The following is a 17,207-nucleotide window of genomic DNA, read 5'->3' as shown; positions in this document are numbered from 1 at the left end:
GTACACGCTGCAGGGCACCCAGCTGGGCGCCGAGGCAGTGATCGACACGCTCCCCGGCTACGCGGGCTCGCGCCCGGTACGCGTCGGCAACCTCGCCAACCAGCAGGTGCAGCTCGACGTGTTCGGCCCCGTCGTCGACCTGGTCGTCCAGCTGGCCACCGCACGCGGGTCACTCTCGGACGCCGACTGGACGATGGTCCAGGCGATGGCCGAGGCCGTCTCGCGGCGCTGGCACGAACCCGACCACGGCATCTGGGAGGAGCGGCACGCGCCGCGCCACCACGTGTACTCCAAGGTCATGTGCTGGCTCACCATCGACCGCGCGATCAAGCTCGGCGAGCGGTTCGGCCGGGAGCTCGACCCGTCGTGGGTGCCGCTGCGCGACACGATCTCCACGGACGTGCTGAAGAACGGCTGGAACGACGAGGTCCAGTCCTTCACCACCGCCTACGACGGCGACGACCTGGACGCCGCGTCGCTGTTCGTCGGCCTGTCGGGCCTGATCGACCCGGCCGACGAGCGCTTCCAGTCGACGGTGACGGCCATCGAGGCCGAGCTGCGGTCCGGCTCGACCGTGTACCGCTACCACCGCGACGACGGCCTGCCGGGCGATGAGGGCGGCTTCCACCTGTGCGCGGCGTGGATGATCGAGGCCTACCTGCTCACCGGCCGTCGCACCGAGGCCGAGGAGCTGTTCACCCAGATGGTGGACGCGGCAGGCCCGACCGGCCTACTGCCCGAGGAGTACGACCCGGTCGCCGAGCGCTCGCTGGGCAACCACCCGCAGGCGTACTCGCACCTGGGCCTGATCCGCTGCGCCCAGCTGCTCTCGCAGTGATCTGGACGCAGTGATCTGATGCAGTGATCTGTTGCCGCCGCGGTCCTACCAGGGCCGCGGCGGCACCTTTTCGATGATCTTCGCCGTGCCCGGCGAGCTGCCCTGCAGGGTGATCACGTCGCCCTTGCCGAGGTGCGCCCACGCCGGCGGCACGAACGGCCGGAGCCTCGCCGTCGCGCGTTCTCCCGGACCGAGCGTCGGCTTGGACTCGATCCACAGCGCGGCCAGCCGCCGGTCGTTGCCCGTGAGGTCCCAGGTCGGCCGTTCTCCCCTGGCCTGCAACGGCTCGGCGTCCACAGCCAGCGTCAGCTCCACGCGCCACAGGCCTTGGATCGACTCCACGCACCGCCACTGGAACCAGGCCTCGTCGGCGTCCATCTGGATCGCGGCCTCGGCGAGCAGGGCCCAGTAGCGCGGTGTCTGCCAGGTGTTGCCGCCGTACTCGCCCAGCAGGTCGAGCACGAGCTCCCACTCCTCGTGGTCGAGGTGGTCGAGCACGTCGTCGCTCTGCACGTCCGCCGGCACCAGGGCCGCGGCGAAGCGCAAGAGCTCACCGATCTCGGCGTCGTGTCTCCCCAACACCCGCGTATTCGATCACGGCAGCCGGACGGCTCACGGGCCGCCCGGCAGGTTCCGCCTCACTCCTCGTCGTCCCCGCTGTCGCCCTTGCCCTCGCTCTTGCCGCCGCTGCGCCGCCGGTTCAGCCCCAGCACCTCCAGCGCCGACACGAGGTCGTTCGCCACCAGCGCCCGCACGCCCTCGGGCAGCGGCCCGTGGTCCGGTGGCACCAGGGCCTTCTTGAACCCGAGCCGCGCGGCCTCCTGCAACCGCTTGCCCACGCCGTTGACCCGCCGGATCTCACCGGCGAGCCCCACCTCGCCCAGCACCACCAGGTCGGCCGGCAGCGCGATCTCGCGTTCGGCGGACGCCACCGCCAGCACCACGGCGAGGTCGGCGGCGGGCTCCACGAGCCGCATGCCTCCCACGGTCGCGGTGAAGACGTCCTTCTGGAACAGGTTGACCTTGCCGCGCTTCTCCAGCACCGCCAGCGCCATCGAGATGCGCGCGGAGTCGAGGCCGCTCACGGCACGGCGCGGCGCCGGGAGGTTCGTCTTGGCCACCAGGGCCTGCACCTCGCCGAGCATCGGGCGCTTGCCCTCGACGATCACCGTCACGCAGGTGCCCTCGACGGCCTTCTCGCGGCGCGTCAGGAACAACCCGGACGGGTCGGGAACGCCCACGATGCCGTCGTCGCGCAGCTCGAAGCAGCCCACCTCGTCCGCGGCGCCGTAGCGGTTCTTGATGCCCCGCAACAGCCTCAGGCTCGAGTGGCGGTCGCCCTCGAACTGCAGCACGACGTCGACCAGGTGCTCCAGGACCCGCGGTCCCGCAACGGACCCGTCCTTCGTGACGTGACCGACGAGCACGACCGGCAGGCCGCGTTCCTTGGCCATCGCGATCAACCCGGACGCGACGGTCCGCACCTGCGTCACGCCGCCGGGCACGCCGTCGACGCTCACCGTCGACATGGTCTGCACGGAGTCGACGATCAGCATCGACGGCTTCACCTGGTCGACCTGGCCGAGCAACGCGCTGAGCTCGCTCTCGGCCGCCAGGTACATCTCGGGGTGGAGGTTGCCGGTGCGCTCGGCGCGCAGCCGCACCTGCCCAGCGGACTCCTCACCCGTGACGTACAGACAACGGCCGTGCGCCTCCGCCCAGCGGTGCGCCGTCTCCAGCAGCAACGTCGACTTGCCGACACCGGGCTCACCCGCCAGCAGCACGACGGCGCCCGGCACGAGCCCGCCGCCCAGCACCCGGTCGAACTCGCTGACACCCGTCGTCAACGCCCGCGCCGACTCGATGTCGACCTCGCCGATGGGCCGCGCCGCCGACGTGGGCGCGCCCGCCACGACACGGGTCACCGACGCGGTGCCGCGTTCCTCGATGCTGCCCCACGCCTGGCACTCGGGGCAGCGGCCGAACCACTTGGCCACCTCGTGCCCGCACTCGGCACAACGGAAGATCGGCCGCGCTGTTTTCGCCACGACCGGAACGGTAGAGCAAGGGTCTGACACAACCTCGCGGCGCAGGTCAGACCCCATCTCGAAAACCTCCGAGATTTTCTGCACGGGTTGTCGATCCGGCGGGGGGCCCGTTCGACGCATCAGTGGAAGGACACGACAGCCTGGAGGACACAGTGACCACCGCAACCGCGACCCAGACCCGCAAGTTCGCCATCGGCCGCTACGCCACCGTCGTCACCCGCGTGCTGACCGGCCTGCTGTTCGCCACGACCGGACTCAACGGCTTCCTGATGTTCATGCCCGCCCCGGACCCCAGCACGATGGCGCCGGAGGGCCTGGCGTTCAACGCCGCCCTCTACGCCACCGGCTACATGCTGCAGCTCACCTCGGGCGTCCAGCTCGTCGCCGGCGTCCTGCTGGTGGCCGGCCGGTTCGTGCCGCTGGCACTCGCGCTGCTGGCCCCGGTGGTCGTGAACATCTTCCTGTTCCACGTCTTCCTGGAGCCCAGCGGCCTGGTCATGGGGCTACTCGTCGTCGCAGCCGAGATCGGCCTCGCCTGGGCCTACCGCGACAAGTTCCGCCCGATGTTGCAGGCCTCCTGACCCAGCACGCGAAAAACGCCGCCCCCGGTGAGGGAGCGGCGTCTCGTGCGTTCAGCGGCCGAAAGCTCAGTGGCCGCCGGACTCGTGGTTCTCGCTCACGCGCTCGTGGTCGGAAGGCGCCACCGGCACCTCGAGCGTCACGGAGCCGGCCTTCTCGAACAGGAACGTGACCTTGACCGTCTGCGCGGCCACCACTTCGCGGTTCAGCTTCTTGAGCGTGCAGCGGATCTGCAGCACCTCGAGGTCCTGGTCGTGCGCGGCCGACGGCGACACCGACGCGGACGGACGGCCCGAGGACGACGGCGAGACGGACGACGACGGCGCACCCGAGGTCACCGAGACCGACGACGAGGGCGCGACCGAAGACGACGGCGACACGGACGACGAGGGCGACACCGACGAGGAAGGCGCACCGGACGACGACGGGGCACCCGAAGAGGTCGGCACGACGGAGGAGGACGAAGGCGCGGAGCTCTTCGTCGGCGCGTGCGAGGCGTCGTACTCGGCCCGCAGCGCGTACTGCGGCGGGATGTCCTTCGCGCCGGCGACCTCGGCCTCGCCCTCCGCGGCGTCCGACTTGATCGACAGCAGCTTGTCCGGCGTCGAGCCCGAGTTCGCGATGACGAACGTCAGCGGCACGTCCTCGCCGTCTTTGTAGCGGTTGCCGTCCGGCGGGAACGCCAGCAGGGCGTTGCGCACCGCGATGGGACCGGCGTTTCCGCTCGCACCGTCGACAGCGGCGACCTGGTTGCCGGTCTGGGTGACCTGACCGGCGCTGCAGCCGACCGCCGCCAGGCCCAGGCCGGCGGCCAGCGCCGCCGTCACGATCAACCGGCGAGACACTCCTGAGTTCACGGCTCCAGCGTCCTTCCTAGGGAACAACCACCAGGCAAAGAGCCTAACCGGGACCCGGAACGAGGACGCGACGTGGTGCCACTCGATCTTGACAACCCCGTACGTTGCACGCGAACGGGTGTTTTGTCAACCCCCCGCATGGCCCTGACCAGCACTAACGGATCATCGAGGGGCGTTAGAGGCCTTGCCGGACGTGTTAGTATGGAGGAAGCGAAAGGGGCAGAGGACACATGGTTTTCAAGGTCGGAGAGACCGTCGTCTACCCGCACCACGGTGCCGCTCTCATCGAAGCAATCGAGACCCGCGTTATCAAGGGCGAGGAGAAGAAGTACCTCGTTCTCAAGGTGGCGCAGGGCGACCTCACCGTTCGGGTTCCCGCTGACAACGCCGAGATCGTGGGCGTGCGTGACGTTGTCGGCCAGGAAGGGCTCGACCGGGTTTTCGAGGTCTTGCGCGCTCCCCACACCGAGGAGCCGACCAACTGGTCTCGGCGGTACAAGGCCAACCTTGAGAAGCTCGCCTCCGGCGACGTGAACAAGGTTGCGGAAGTGGTGCGCGACCTCTGGCGGCGCGAGAAGGATCGCGGGCTGTCCGCAGGTGAGAAGCGGATGCTGGCGAAGGCGCGGCAGATACTGGTCAGCGAGCTTGCGCTGGCCGAGGGCACCGACGAGGACAAGGCCGAGGTCCTCCTCGACGAAGTTCTCGCCACTGCGTCGTAGTTTTCTCACAAGATCACATTCAGAGCATCGGATAGCGCCGCGAGATGAGTGTTGTCGCGCTCGTTCCCGCGGCAGGGCGGGGTGAACGCCTGGGCTACGGAATGCCCAAGGCGCTCGTGCCGGTCAACGGAGTACCGCTGCTGACCCGTGCCGTTCGAGGCCTGTTCGCGTCAGGCCACGTCCAGCACGTCGTCATCGCCGCTCCACCGTCCGATGTGGACTCAGTGCACACCGCTACCGCCTCGCTGGCCCCGGCCGGCGGGGCGGTGCACGTGCTTTCGGGGGGAGCGCAGCGCTCCGATTCGGTGCGCCTCGCCCTCGACCACGCTCTCCGCGTGATTCCGGACACCTCGATCGTGCTGGTGCACGACGCCGCCCGTGCCTTCACACCTCCTCAGGTGATCGCCGACGTCGTGGCCGCTGTGCGCGGCGGGCACGACGCCGTCATCCCGGTGCTCCCCGTGGCCGACACGATCAAGCAGGTGAACGAGGTCGGAGTGGTCGTCTCCACACCTGACCGAGCCGGTCTGCGGGTCGTCCAGACCCCGCAGGGTTTCCGAGCCGAGACCCTCAGAGCCGCCTACCGTTCCGGTGTTGCCGCGACCGACGACGCCGGTCTCGTGGAGAAGAACGGTGTCGAGGTCCACACGGTTCCCGGGCACGCGCACGCCATGAAGATCACCACCCCGTTCGACCTCGCGGTCGCGGAAGCACTGTTCAGCGGAGGCCACGAGTGAGGATCGGCCAGGGCGTCGACGTCCACCCGATCGAGTCAGGACGTGAGTGCTGGGTCGCCGGCCTGCTGTGGGAGGGCGTCGACGGGTGCGCTGGTCACTCCGACGGCGACGTCGCCTCCCATGCGCTGTGCGACGCGCTGCTGTCCGCGGCGGGCCTCGGTGACCTGGGCGCGGTCTTCGGCACGTCGGACCCGCGGTGGTCCGGTGCGCACGGAGTGGTCCTCCTCGCGGAGGTGCGCCGGCTGGTCGAAGAGGCCGGATACCGTGTGGCGAACGCCACAGTCCAGGTGATCGGCAATGAGCCGCGCATCGGCAAGCGCCGCGACGAAGCCCAGAAAACGCTTTCCGAAGCCGTCGGCGGCCCCGTGTCGGTCGCGGGCACCACGACCGACGGTCTCGGCCTCACCGGCAGGGGCGAGGGCATCGCCGCGATCGCGACGGCCCTGCTGGTCAGCGCGACCGACTAGCGCGAACGGCTGGTCCGCTGGGTCGGCACGTTCAGCACGGCGGTCCCGCCGTCGAGGTCCACCCGGCTCCGCGGTGGCGCGCCGTCGCCCTCCTCGTCGCGCCGCTGCCGTTCCTCCTTGCGGAACTCGAGCTCGTCGCGCTTGCCCGCCTCGAACGTCGCGCCCAGCTCACCGATGCCGGCCGACGACAGCGGCGTGCCCCTCTTCTTCCTGCGCACGAACCTCTCGACCACCGCGAGGACGAACAGCGCCACCACCAACGCGGGCAGCGACATCGCGAACAGGAACCCCAGGCTCATACCTGGACAACTCCGGCGCCGGCACTGTGGTTCCCGCCACTACCATCCGTGTGGTGCCCAAGTACGACGTTTGCCTTTCCTTCGCCGGCGAGAACCGCGACTACGTCGAGGAGGTCGCGCGGCACCTCAGGGACATGGGCCTGCGCTACTTCTACGACAACGACATGCAGCACGAACTCTGGGGTGAGGAGCTCACCGAGTACCTGGACGTGGTCTACCGCGTCGACTCGCGCTTCTGCGTGATGTTCGTGTCCGAGGACTACGTGCGGAAGATCTGGACCATCCACGAACGCCGGTCCGCGCTCTCCCGCGGCCTGACGGACCCGCACAGCCCGTACATCCTGCCCGCGCGGTTCGACGACACCGAGGTGCCCGGCATCCGCCCCAGCCTCGGCTTCCTCGACCTGCGCCGTTTCACGCCGTTCCAGCTCGCCGAGATGATCGCGAAGAAGGTCGGGATCGAACCGGGGCCCGCGCCGCAGGGCTGGGAGTACCGGACGTTCGTGGACGCCGTGGGTCAGGGCATGCGCGCTCTCGGCGACAAGAAGCTCAGCCACGAGATGGGCTTCGCGGAGACCGCCCGCACGTTCAGCACGGACACCGAGTCGCTCGACTACTACACCGCGCGCTCCCGCAAGTTCGACGACATCGTCAACTCGGTCACGGACCTGCTCTCGCCGCAGAAGCAGCAGTGGGCGTTCGGTCCCTCCGGCCAGGCGGGCAACGCGGAGAAGATCCGCCTCCTCGCGACCCGTTTCGCGAAGAGCTACGAGGACCTCCTCGACTGGGCGGCCGACCTGCGCGGCACGGTGACGCCGGCGCGCCACCGCCCGCTCTACGAGGCCACCGCCCGGCTCGCCGACCAGCCGTTGAAGCAGATCGACGAGTTCCTCGAGCACTTCGCCGCCGCTGCCGAGCGCGGTGCCGGTGAACTGGTGCTCGTCATCGACTACGACTCGTCCGAGGTCGAGGCCGAACTCAAAAAGGTCCAGACCACCTAGCCGCTCGCCCCGTAGAGTCGGAGGCGTGACGACCCGCGCTGCGCTCTTCGACTTCTCCGGCACGCTCTTCCGGCTCGAGCACCCCGACCTCGAGTCCAACGGCGACCTGATGCGTGCGCTCACCGCGCCCGTGGGCATCGCCGACGGCCTGGACCCCGCCCTCGCCGACGGGTGGCTCCAGCGCGACCTCGACCCCGAGGTCCATCGCTGGGTGCACGTCAAGCTGCTCACCGACTCCCTCGTGCCGGACGCCGAGGCGCTCTACGACCAGCTCGTGCACCCCGACTCGTGGCAGCCCTACCCGGACACCAGGGCGGCGCTGGAGCACCTCAGGAACGTCCCCGTCGCGGTCGTCAGCAACATCGCCTGGGACATCCGGGCCGTGTTCGAGAAGTACGACCTCCTGCACCTCGTCGACGAGTTCGTGCTGTCGTACGAGGAGGGCGTGATCAAGCCAGACCCGAAGATCTTCACCACCGCCTGCGAACGGCTGGGCGTCGATCCCCGCGACGCGGTGATGGTCGGCGACAGCGAGGAGGCGGACGGCGGAGCGGAGGCCGTCGGCTGCTCCTTCCGGCTCGTCAATCCGGTTCCGACGAGTGACCGGCCGGACGCGTTGCTGGATGTGGCCCGTACCATCCCCGTGTGAGCCTCCACATCTACGACACCGCGAGCCGGTCCATGCGGGAGTTCCACCCGCAGGTCAACGGAACGGCGTCGATCTACGTGTGTGGGGCGACCGTGCAGGGTGTGCCGCACATCGGGCACGTCCGCAGCGGCCTGAACTTCGACGTGCTCCGCCGCTGGCTCGCCCGCGACGGAGCCGACGTCGCGCTGGTCCGCAACGTCACCGACATCGACGACAAGATCCTCACCAAGGCCGCGGAGCACGACCGCCCGTGGTGGGAGTGGGCGTACACGCACGAGCGCGCCTTCGAGGACGCGTACGACGCGCTGGGCTGCCTGCCGCCGTCGTACGCGCCGCGCGCCACCGGCCACGTCACGCAGATGGTCGCGCTGATGCAGCGCCTGATCGACAAGGGTCACGCCTACGACGTCGACGGTGACGTCTACTTCGACGTGCGCTCGTTCCCCGAGTACGGCGCGCTGTCCGGGCAGAAGCTCGACTCCGTCGAACAGGGCGAGACCGCGGTGCGCGGCAAGCGCGACGCGCGCGACTTCACGCTGTGGAAGGCCGCGAAACCCGGTGAGCCGTCCTGGCCGACGCCGTGGGGCCACGGCAGGCCCGGCTGGCACCTCGAGTGCTCCGCGATGGCCACGGCGTACCTGGGCAGCACGTTCGACATCCACGGCGGCGGGCTCGACCTGATCTTCCCGCACCACGAGAACGAGCAGGCGCAGTCGCGCGCGGCCGGTGACGGCTTCGCGAACTACTGGATGCACAACTACTGGGTGACGCTGTCCGGCGAGAAGATGGCCAAGTCGCTCGGCAACACCGTGTCCATCCCGGCGATGCTGAACAGGGTCCGCGCGCAGGAGCTGCGGTACTACCTGGTGGCGCCGCACTACCGGTCGCACATCGAGTACTCCGAGGGCGCGCTGGCCGAGGCGGTGACGTCGTACGGGCGCATCGAGTCGTTCCTGCGCCGGGTCGTCGACCGCGCCGGCACGGTGGAGCTGCGCGGCGACATGTGCCCCGACTTCGTCGTCGCGATGGACAACGACCTGAACACCCCCCAGGCCGTGGCCGCACTGCACAACAAGGTGCGCCAGGGCAACACCGCACTCGCCGACGGCGACCACGACGCGGCGCGTGACGCCGCCGAGTGCGTGCGCCGGATGGCCGACATCCTCGGCGTCGACCCGTTGTCGCCGAAGTGGAACGACCAGTCGTCTGCCGACCTCGGCATGCGGCAGGCGTTGACCACCCTGGTCGATCGACTGCTCGTCGAACGCCAGGAAGCCCGCAAGAGCAGGGATTTCGCGCGCTCTGACGCGTTGCGCGACCAGTTGCTGGAGGCGGGCATCGCCGTCGAGGACACCCCCGACGGTCCGCAGTGGACCTTGAAGGACGACTGACTTCCGTGGCTGGCAACTCCAAGCGCAAGGGCGCGATGCGCAATCCGGGCTCCAAGAAGGGCGCGGTCGTCGGTTCCGGCGGGCAGAAGTCCAAGGGACTGCAGGGCAAGGGCCCGACCCCGAAGGCGTCGGAACGCCCGAACCACCCGGCGTACAAGCGGGCCAAGGTGGCCGCGAAGACCGACGCCGTGAAGACCCAGCGGCGCCAGAAGACGGAGAAGGCCCAGGCCGAGACCGTCGCGGGCCGCAACCCCGTCGTGGAGTGCCTGCGCGCGGGCACGCCGGCGACGGCGCTGTACGTGGCGCTGGGCATCGACGCGGACGACCGCGTGGCCGAGGCCGTGCGCCTCGCCGCCGACCGGGGCATCTCCGTGCTGGAGGTGGCCCGCGGTGAGCTCGACCGGATCACCGGTGGCGCGATGCACCAGGGCCTCGGCCTGCAGGTGCCGCCCTACGAGTACTCGACCCCGAACGAGCTGCTGGAGATCGCCCAGCGCTCTGGCCGGCGCCCGTTGCTGGTGGCGCTGGACGGCGTGACGGACCCGCGCAACCTGGGTGCCGTCGTGCGTTCCGCCGCGGCGTTCGGTGCGCACGGCGTGGTGCTGCCGCAGCGGCGCAGTGCGTCGATGACGGCGGTGGCGTGGCGGACCAGCGCGGGCACGGCGGCCAAGATGCCGATCGCGATGGCCACGAACCTCACCCGCACGCTGCGCGACTGGGCGGAGGCGGGCCTGATGATCGTGGGCCTGGACGCCGACGGTGACGTGGACGTCGACGGTCTCGACCTGGCGACGGGCCCGCTGGTCGTCGTCGTGGGCTCCGAGGGCCGCGGTCTCGGGCGCCTGGTCAAGGAGACCTGCGACCAGACCGTGTCGATCCCCATGGCTCCTGGCGTCGAGTCGCTCAACGCGTCCGTCGCGGCCGGTGTCGTGCTGGCCGAGGTCGCCCGTCGCCGCAGGCTCGACGCCAAGGGCTGAACCGGCCTGACGTTATGGGCTAGTTCGCCACGCTAAGCGAGTGGTTTCACCGACGTTAGTGATCGTTTTCCTGCCTGCTGAACCGGTTTCGTTCCGCAGGCGGGGAAACACCACTTCCGCCTCTTGCAAGACGCTTGCGGGAGACTCCGGCGACAAACGCCGAGGCCTATTCAGCGCCACTCCCGAGCCGCGGGTACCTTCGTGCTGATGGCAATTTGCAGATCTCGACCTGCAGGAGTCGGAGCGGGTTGCACCGCTTGGCGGAGCAGACGACACCCGTTCGGAACCGATTGACACGCCGAGTGACCATTTGGGGTCCAATCAGGCGAGGTCGAGGTCAACTGTGAAGAAGATCAGGTCCGCGTTTCGCTATTGTAACTACTTTAGGTAACTGGCCTGCTCCGTTTAGGTACACACTGTGGTAGGACAGACGTTGAACGGTCAGACAGCTTCTACCGTGATTGTCGATAGAAATTGATTACCACCGGCGGGGGCGACGTGACTCGGCGTAGGACGAATCAGGACCTGCTGATTCGCCACGCCCGGGGTGCGGCTCGCCGAGGTCGCGCATGACGTCCCGCGGCACTCTCCGCGAGCTCGTGGGTTTGCGCGAGTTCCGCGCCATGTGGATCGGTTCGACCGTCTCGACCGCCGGCGACCAGCTCGCAGCCGTCGCATTGTCACTGCTCGTATTCGAGCGGACACAATCCGCTGCCTGGACCGCGCTCACGTGGTCGTTGACGCTCTTCCCGCCGCTGATTTCGGGCCCGTTGCTCGGCTGGGTGGCCGACCGGTTCCCCCGGCGCACGGTAATGGTGACGACCGCCTGGTTGCAGGCGGTGCTCATGGCCGTGATGGCCATTCCCGGCATGCCGCTGTGGGCCATGATCGTGCTGCTCGTAGTCGTGCTGGCGATCTCTTCGCCCTACCTGGCGGCACAAGAAGCGAGCCTCCCTCACGTACTTCCGCCGAAACGCTATGACGACGGCGTGGCTTTGTTCGGCACGTCCGTCGACATCGCTCAGATGGCGGGCCTGGCCGCGGCCGGCTTCCTCGTCGCCCAGACCAACCCGGCCGTGGCGCTCGGCATCAACGCCGCCACGTTCGCCGCCATGGCGATCCTGGTGCAGGTGTCCGTGAAGCACCGCCCGGCAGCGGATCCGCTGGGCCGCAAGAAGAAGGACGACGAACCGCGCGGCGTGCTGACGCTGATGGTGTCCGAGCCGCGGCTGAGGACGCTGCTGGGCGTCCGCCTGCTCGCGGGCCTCGCGATGGTCCCGGAAGGCCTCGCGGTGCCCCTCGCGGCGAGCCTGGACGCGGTGTGGGCGGTGGGCCTGATCCTCGCCATCGAACCCGCGGCCAACGTGCTGGGCGTGGCGTTGCTCTTCCGCCTCGTGCGCGACCCGGCGAAGCGCGAACGGTTGATCGGCCCGCTGGCGATCCTGTCATTGGCTCCGCTGATCCTGTTCGCGTTCAACCCGAACCTGACCTGGACGATCGTTTTGCTGGTGTTCGCCGGTATAGGCGGGGCTTATCACACACCCGCTCGTTCGGCGTGGATGAGGCTGCTTCCGGACCAGTACCGCGGAAGGGCTTATGGCATCGGTCGTGCCGCGTTGCGCTCGAGCCAGGGCGGGGGAATGGCGCTGGCCGGTGTCGTCGCCCATTCGATCGGATCGGTGACGGCCACGATCGCGGGAGCGGGCGGTATCGGACTGCTGCTGGCGACCCAGGCCACCTTCGCCTGGAGACGTGCTCGAGGTCGCAGTGACACGAAGGCGGTGGCAATCTGAAACAGAACGGTCACCAAAAGCGATATCCGTTGCAGAGGCACCAGGATGATTGCAGTCAGGTCGGCGAGAGGCGGCGTTCAGAAGTCACGGTTGCACATGGAAGGACACCTCCTCGTTGCGACGAGCTGCAGCGCAGGTAGGTCTACGACCTGGTCAGCGGCGGCTTGCTCATGATGTGCCATGAGCGTAGGGGGTCGTGGTGAAGAACAGTTTGACTGATCGCAGACGATCGCGGGCACTCGGCTTGACTCCGATTCGCAACTGGGACCTTTGGACCGTTGCGCCCAGCGCGATCGCATACTTTTTCGTGCTCGAAGCAGCGGTGGCCGGAGCCTCCGTCTGGCTGCTGACGAAGCTGACTTCGGTCTCGATCTCCGACTGGCTGCGCTTCGGCGCGCTCATCGCCGCGATCACGATCCACCTGACCATCGTCCGCAGAGCGGAAGAAGCCCGCCGCAACGAGGCCTCGGGCCCCCACATCGACCTGACGTCGGTCTGGACGTTCGCGGCAGCCGTGGCCCTACCGGGCGGCCTGGCGGTGATAGCGACGATCTGGATGCGCATCCTGATCCAGCCCATCGCCCGCCGCCAGCCCTACCGCTTCGTCTTCGGCACGGCCTCGATGCTCGCCTCGACGCTCCTGTCCTGGGCCCTGGTCCACCTGACGGGCGTCTCCCTGTCCGCGACGGGAAACGTCCCGACAGACCTGGGCCTGGTCCTGGTACTGGCCATCGCCGCCGTCCTCTACTGGTTCGTGCAGGTGATGACAGTCGCGGTGGCGTTCAAAATCGTCACCCCGAACTCGAAAGTCCTGGACTTCCTGGGTTCCAAAGTCGACAACATGCTCGAAATGAGCACCCTCGGCGCCGGCGCCATGCTCGGCATGCTCATGACAAGCCACTGGGTGGGCCCCCTACTCCTAACCGTCCCGGTGATCCTGGTGAACGCCCTCCTCTCCAGGGCAGGCGAACGAAGGACCCACCTGGAACGCCTGCTGCGAGAACAGGAACAACTGCACCAACGCCTGGCAGCAGACGCCCACACCGACTACAGAACGGGCTTGCTGAACACCAACGGCCTGACCGAGTACGCGGGCCGCCTGGCAGAACGCTGCCGCATGGACGGCGAACCGATGACGGTCCTGGTGATCGACCTGGACCACTTCAAGCGCATCAACGACACCTGGGGCCACCCAGCAGGCAACGCGGTCCTGGCAGAAGTGGGCAGAATCCTCCGAGAAAAACTCCGCCCAGGCGACGTAGCGGGCAGAGACGGCGGCGAGGAGTTCGTAGTAGCCCTCAAGGACACCCCCGTGGCCCAAGGCGTGACAATCGCAGAACGAATCCGCGAGGCCATCGGCTCACTGGCGGTCCCCACAACGGACAAGCACCGCAACGTGGTGACCCTCTACGGCCGGGAAATCCAACCGCCAGAACCAGAAGGCGCGTCGCTACAGGCGATCAGCGCCTCAATAGGCGTGGCAGTGATCCCGGACAACGGCCCGGACATGGCGACAGCCCAACACTCAGCAGACGCAGCGCTGTACAAGGCGAAAGAAAGCGGCAGGAACCAGGTGAGGGTAGCGGGCCTGGACATCCCGCCACGCCTGATGCCGATGCCCACCCCGAGGCAAGACGACGTGGACATCACCAAGCCGATAACCTCACGCTCGGCGTGACGAAGCGCGAAAGCGAAGCCGGTCACCCCACTAAGCAGAGCGACGCTGAACAGCCCCGACCCCGCGACAAACCAGATAAATCACGAAACTGACCGAGGTGACCAGGGCAGAAACCGGCAAACCGGGCTGCAAGGACAACAAAATGCCACCAACAGCAGCAACCTCAGCAAAAACCACGGACAAAACAGTAGCCCGAACAGGCGAAGCAGTAACCCGCATGGCGGCAGCAGCCGGAGTGATCATCAACGCCAGCACCAGCAAAGCCCCGACAACCTGCACGGACAAAGCGGTGGCGACCCCGACGAGAACAGCAAAAACAACAGACAAAGCCCGAACAGGAACCCCGCGAGACACAGCGACATCAGGGTCGACAGAAGCAAAGAACAAGGGCCGATAAATAAAGGCCAACACGACCAGCACAGCAACAGAAGAAACAACCAGCAAAGTCAAATCGGTGGAGTCGACACCAACGATCTGACCGGTCAACAGCCCGAACTTGTTAGCAGCCCGCCCTTTGTACAAAGCGAGCATGAGAATCCCCATCCCAAGCCCGAAAGCCAGGATGGCCCCGATAACAGAGTCCCGATCGCTCTCCCGCCGAGAAAGAACGCCGAGCAACACGGCGGCAAGGATCGACCCAGCCAGAGCTCCATAGCCGACACCGACACCGAGAAGCAAAGCCGCAGCCCCACCGGTGAAAGCCAACTCGCTGGTCCCATGCACAGCAAAAGCCATCTTGCGAGTGACAACGAGCGGCCCGAGCACCCCGGCGACAAGCCCCAGAACAGCAGCCGCGACCAAAGCGGTCTGCACGAAGTCCAGCTCGAGCAGGTCGAAGAAGGTCACGACGCCGCCTCAGCGGTCAGGTGGTGCGTCTGCTCCTCGCAGGCACCGGCACCGACGACGAGAATCTGATCGCGCACCCGGACCACCTCGACAGGCGTCCGGTAGAGCTCGGACAACGTCCGCGAGTTCATGACCTCTTCCGGCGTACCGACCCGGAACCGCCCGCCCACCAGGTACAACACCCGGTCGACGAGCGGCAGCACAGGGTTCAGCTCGTGCGTCACGAACAAGACAGCCGTATCGGACTCGCGGCGACGCTTGTCGATCAACTCGGACACCACCCGCTGGTTGGCGAGGTCCAACGACAGCAACGGCTCGTCGCACAGCAGCACGTGGGGGTCGCCGACGAGCGCCTGCGCGACCCGCAGCCGTTGCTGCTCCCCGCCGGACAACACCCCGATGGGTGAATCCGCGTACCGGGTGGCGCCGACGGACTCGATGGCCGCGTCGACCCGGATCCGGCGCTCACGCCGGGCGCGCAGGCCCAGACCCCACCGGTGGCCGTCGAGGCCGAGGCCGACGAGGTCGCGCCCGCGCAACGTCATCGACTGGTCGAGCGCTCGCTGCTGCGGGACGTACCCGACGGACCGGTTGCCCCCGGACACGGCGACCGACCCCGCGGACAACGGCTGCAACCCGAGCAGCACCCGCATCAGGCTGGTCTTGCCGGATCCGTTCGGCCCGAGGACCGCGAGGAACTCCCCCGGCGACACCTCGAGGTCGAGCGAGTCCCACAGCACTCGATCCCCGTAGGACAGCCGGGCCCCGCGCAGCGAGATCGCGCTCATGCCTTGAGCGCCTGCGAGAGCGCATCCACCTGCTTGGTCATCCAGTCAAGGTAGCCGGTCACGCCCTCGGGCAACGTCTCGGTGACGGCAACGACCCGCACGCCGGCCGCACGGGCCTTGTCCACCACGCCCTTGGTGACCTGGTTCTCGGTCTGCGTGTTGTTGACCAGCACGTTCACCTGCTTGCCCTCGACCAGCTGGTTCATCGACGCGAGTGCGGCGGCCGGCACGTCCGACTCCTCCTCGATCGCCTTGCTGAACTCCTCCGGCGTGACGTCCTCGGCACCGGTCTCGTCGAGCAGGTAGTGCGCGATGGGCTCGGTCGAGGCGACCTTCTTGCCGGCGCCGACGCCGTCGACCTTCTTCTCCAGGTCCTCCAGCGCGGCGGTGAACTTCTGGGTGTTGCTCTCGAACGCCGTCTTCTTGTCCGGCGCGATGGTGCCGAGCTCGTTCGCGGCCGCCTCGGCCACTGCCCGCACCGTGTGCAGGTCGTACCAGACGTGCTCGTTCACGCTGTGGTCGTGTCCGTCGGCGTCCGGCGCCTCGCTGGTGGACGGCTCCGCGTGGTCGTGCTCGCGCAGGGGGAACGCCTCGATCTTCCTGGTCGCGTCGCTGGTGATCAGCTTGGCGAAGAAGTCGTCGTAGCCGCCGCCGTTGAAGACGACGAGCTTGGCGTCCTTGACCAGCGCGGCGTCCGCGGGCTTGCTCTCGTAGGAGTGCGGGTCGGCGCTCGGGTCGTCGAGCAGCGCCTTGACCTCGACCTCGTCGCCGCCGACGGCTTTGAGGACGCTGCCCCACACGTTCGTGGAGGCTACGACCTGGATCTTGCCGTTGTCCGCTGACGGCGCGGTCGTGCCGCAGGCGGCCAGGCTGGCGACGGCGAGAGTGCCGACCAGAGCGTTGCGGAGAGTCATCACGCCGTCCCTCGATCAGGTAATGGAAACCGTTGTCGAGTTCATATTACGACACGAAAAAGCCCCCGGCGGTCACACCGGGGGCTTGGACGTGTGACTCACGCCTCCAGGCGCTCGCCCGTTTCGGGGTGGAACAGGTGGATCTCGGTGGTGTCGCGGACGGCCACCTTGACGTGCTGGCCCAGGGTCGGCGGCGTGCGACCGTCGACGCGGACGACGAAGCGCTGCGAGGCGTCACCGATCTTCACCGCACCGTGCACGAGCGCGTCGGCGCCGAGCTCCTCGACCAGCTCGACCGTCATGTCCATGCCCTCTTCGGTCGACGGCACGATGCCGAGCGCCTCGGGCCGGATGCCGAAGGTGACCTCGTCCAGACCGCCGGCGGCGTCGAGCGCGGACCGGGTCAGCGGCACGATGATGCCGTCGAGCTTCGCGCCCTCGGCCGAGATCGGCACGGTCTTGAGGTTCATGGCCGGCGAGCCGATGAAGCCCGCGACGAACGCGTTGGCCGGGCGGTCGTACAGCGCGCGAGGCGTGTCGCACTGCTGCAGCAGGCCGTCCTTGAGCACCGCGACGCGGTGACCCATCGTCATGGCCTCGACCTGGTCGTGCGTGACGTAGATCGT

19 protein-coding genes are annotated in these 17,207 nt (G+C 68.2%); 11 read left to right on the top strand and 8 right to left on the bottom strand.

Going from position 1 to position 17,207, the window contains the following annotated elements; all coding sequences use genetic code 11:
- Positions 1–838, top strand: an 838-nt coding sequence (locus VM306_RS19110; protein ID WP_325516784.1) for a glycoside hydrolase family 15 protein, incomplete at its 5' end; no start/stop codon positions are given.
- A 45-nt stretch (positions 839–883) separates the two neighbouring features.
- On the opposite strand, the gene VM306_RS19105 is transcribed toward VM306_RS19110, so the two are convergent.
- Positions 884–1,420 (bottom strand): hypothetical protein, encoded by a 537-nt coding sequence (locus tag VM306_RS19105; RefSeq protein WP_325516782.1) that lies wholly within the window; start codon positions 1,418–1,420, stop codon positions 884–886.
- 56 nt (positions 1,421–1,476) lie between these two features.
- Positions 1,477–2,886: a DNA repair protein RadA gene (gene radA, locus VM306_RS19100; RefSeq protein ID WP_325516780.1), complete on the bottom strand. Its 1,410-nt coding sequence runs from the start codon at positions 2,884–2,886 to the stop codon at positions 1,477–1,479.
- A gap of 152 nt (positions 2,887–3,038) precedes the next feature.
- On the opposite strand from radA, the gene VM306_RS19095 reads away from it, so the two are divergent.
- Positions 3,039–3,467, top strand: coding sequence for a hypothetical protein (locus VM306_RS19095; RefSeq protein ID WP_325516778.1), 429 nt, complete (start codon positions 3,039–3,041; stop codon positions 3,465–3,467).
- A gap of 66 nt (positions 3,468–3,533) precedes the next feature.
- On the opposite strand, the gene VM306_RS19090 is transcribed toward VM306_RS19095, so the two are convergent.
- Positions 3,534–4,322 carry a hypothetical protein gene (locus VM306_RS19090; RefSeq protein WP_325516776.1) on the bottom strand — a complete coding sequence of 263 codons (789 nt, stop codon included), beginning with the start codon at positions 4,320–4,322 and terminating at the stop codon, positions 3,534–3,536.
- 230 nt (positions 4,323–4,552) lie between these two features.
- Between VM306_RS19090 and VM306_RS19085 the strand changes: the two genes are divergently transcribed.
- Genes VM306_RS19085 through ispF form a run of 3 tightly spaced genes read left to right on the top strand, consistent with a single transcriptional unit; the run spans position 4,553 to position 6,245 of the window.
- Entirely contained in the window at positions 4,553–5,041 is a 489-nt protein-coding gene (locus tag VM306_RS19085) for a CarD family transcriptional regulator (protein WP_065915127.1), read from the top strand.
- Positions 5,042–5,085: 44 nt separating this feature from the next.
- Entirely contained in the window at positions 5,086–5,778 is a 693-nt protein-coding gene (gene ispD / locus VM306_RS19080) for a 2-C-methyl-D-erythritol 4-phosphate cytidylyltransferase (protein WP_325516773.1), read from the top strand.
- The gene (gene ispF / locus VM306_RS19075) at positions 5,775–6,245 is read left to right on the top strand and encodes a 2-C-methyl-D-erythritol 2,4-cyclodiphosphate synthase (RefSeq protein WP_325516771.1); all 471 of its coding nucleotides are present in this window, start codon (positions 5,775–5,777) and stop codon (positions 6,243–6,245) included. The genes ispD and ispF overlap by 4 nt, the downstream gene beginning before the upstream one ends.
- Here ispF and VM306_RS19070 read toward each other — a convergent pair.
- A complete protein-coding gene (locus VM306_RS19070; protein WP_325516769.1) occupies positions 6,242–6,544 on the bottom strand; it encodes a DUF6191 domain-containing protein in 303 nt (100 codons plus the stop codon). The genes ispF and VM306_RS19070 overlap by 4 nt on opposite strands.
- A gap of 53 nt (positions 6,545–6,597) precedes the next feature.
- Here VM306_RS19070 and VM306_RS19065 point away from each other — a divergent pair, with 53 nt between their 5' ends.
- The 6 genes from VM306_RS19065 (at position 6,598) to VM306_RS19040 (ending at position 14,033) form a co-directional block, all read left to right on the top strand.
- Positions 6,598–7,545, top strand: coding sequence for a toll/interleukin-1 receptor domain-containing protein (locus VM306_RS19065; RefSeq protein ID WP_325516767.1), 948 nt, complete (start codon positions 6,598–6,600; stop codon positions 7,543–7,545).
- A 25-nt stretch (positions 7,546–7,570) separates the two neighbouring features.
- On the top strand, positions 7,571–8,194 hold the full coding sequence (locus VM306_RS19060) for an HAD-IA family hydrolase (RefSeq protein WP_325516765.1): 624 nt from the start codon (positions 7,571–7,573) through the stop codon (positions 8,192–8,194).
- Positions 8,191–9,585, top strand: a complete 1,395-nt coding sequence (cysS, locus tag VM306_RS19055) for a cysteine--tRNA ligase (protein ID WP_325516762.1) — start codon at positions 8,191–8,193, stop codon at positions 9,583–9,585. Before VM306_RS19060 ends, cysS begins: the two co-directional genes overlap by 4 nt.
- Before the next feature lie 5 nt (positions 9,586–9,590).
- A complete protein-coding gene (rlmB, locus tag VM306_RS19050; protein ID WP_325516760.1) occupies positions 9,591–10,562 on the top strand; it encodes a 23S rRNA (guanosine(2251)-2'-O)-methyltransferase RlmB in 972 nt (323 codons plus the stop codon).
- A 569-nt stretch (positions 10,563–11,131) separates the two neighbouring features.
- A complete protein-coding gene (locus VM306_RS19045; RefSeq protein ID WP_325516758.1) occupies positions 11,132–12,355 on the top strand; it encodes an MFS transporter in 1,224 nt (407 codons plus the stop codon).
- Between the two features lie 199 nt (positions 12,356–12,554).
- Positions 12,555–14,033 carry a GGDEF domain-containing protein gene (locus tag VM306_RS19040; protein WP_325516756.1) on the top strand — a complete coding sequence of 493 codons (1,479 nt, stop codon included), beginning with the start codon at positions 12,555–12,557 and terminating at the stop codon, positions 14,031–14,033.
- 30 nt (positions 14,034–14,063) lie between these two features.
- Here VM306_RS19040 and VM306_RS19035 read toward each other — a convergent pair whose 3' ends face one another.
- The 4 genes from VM306_RS19035 to VM306_RS19020 all read right to left on the bottom strand — a co-directional run.
- Entirely contained in the window at positions 14,064–14,879 is an 816-nt protein-coding gene (locus VM306_RS19035; protein ID WP_325516754.1) for a metal ABC transporter permease, read from the bottom strand.
- Positions 14,876–15,667, bottom strand: coding sequence for a metal ABC transporter ATP-binding protein (locus VM306_RS19030; RefSeq protein ID WP_325516752.1), 792 nt, complete (start codon positions 15,665–15,667; stop codon positions 14,876–14,878). Before VM306_RS19030 ends, VM306_RS19035 begins: the two co-directional genes overlap by 4 nt.
- A complete protein-coding gene (locus VM306_RS19025; RefSeq protein ID WP_325516750.1) occupies positions 15,664–16,581 on the bottom strand; it encodes a metal ABC transporter solute-binding protein, Zn/Mn family in 918 nt (305 codons plus the stop codon). The genes VM306_RS19030 and VM306_RS19025 overlap by 4 nt, the downstream gene beginning before the upstream one ends.
- 98 nt (positions 16,582–16,679) lie before the next feature.
- Positions 16,680–17,207: TOBE domain-containing protein (locus VM306_RS19020; protein WP_325516747.1), on the bottom strand; the 528-nt coding region annotated here is incomplete at its 5' end.

It is taken from the genome of Lentzea sp., from assembly GCF_035525475.1.
Lineage (GTDB): Bacteria > Actinomycetota > Actinomycetes > Mycobacteriales > Pseudonocardiaceae > Lentzea.
This window is presented reverse-complemented; position numbering and strand designations above follow the sequence as displayed.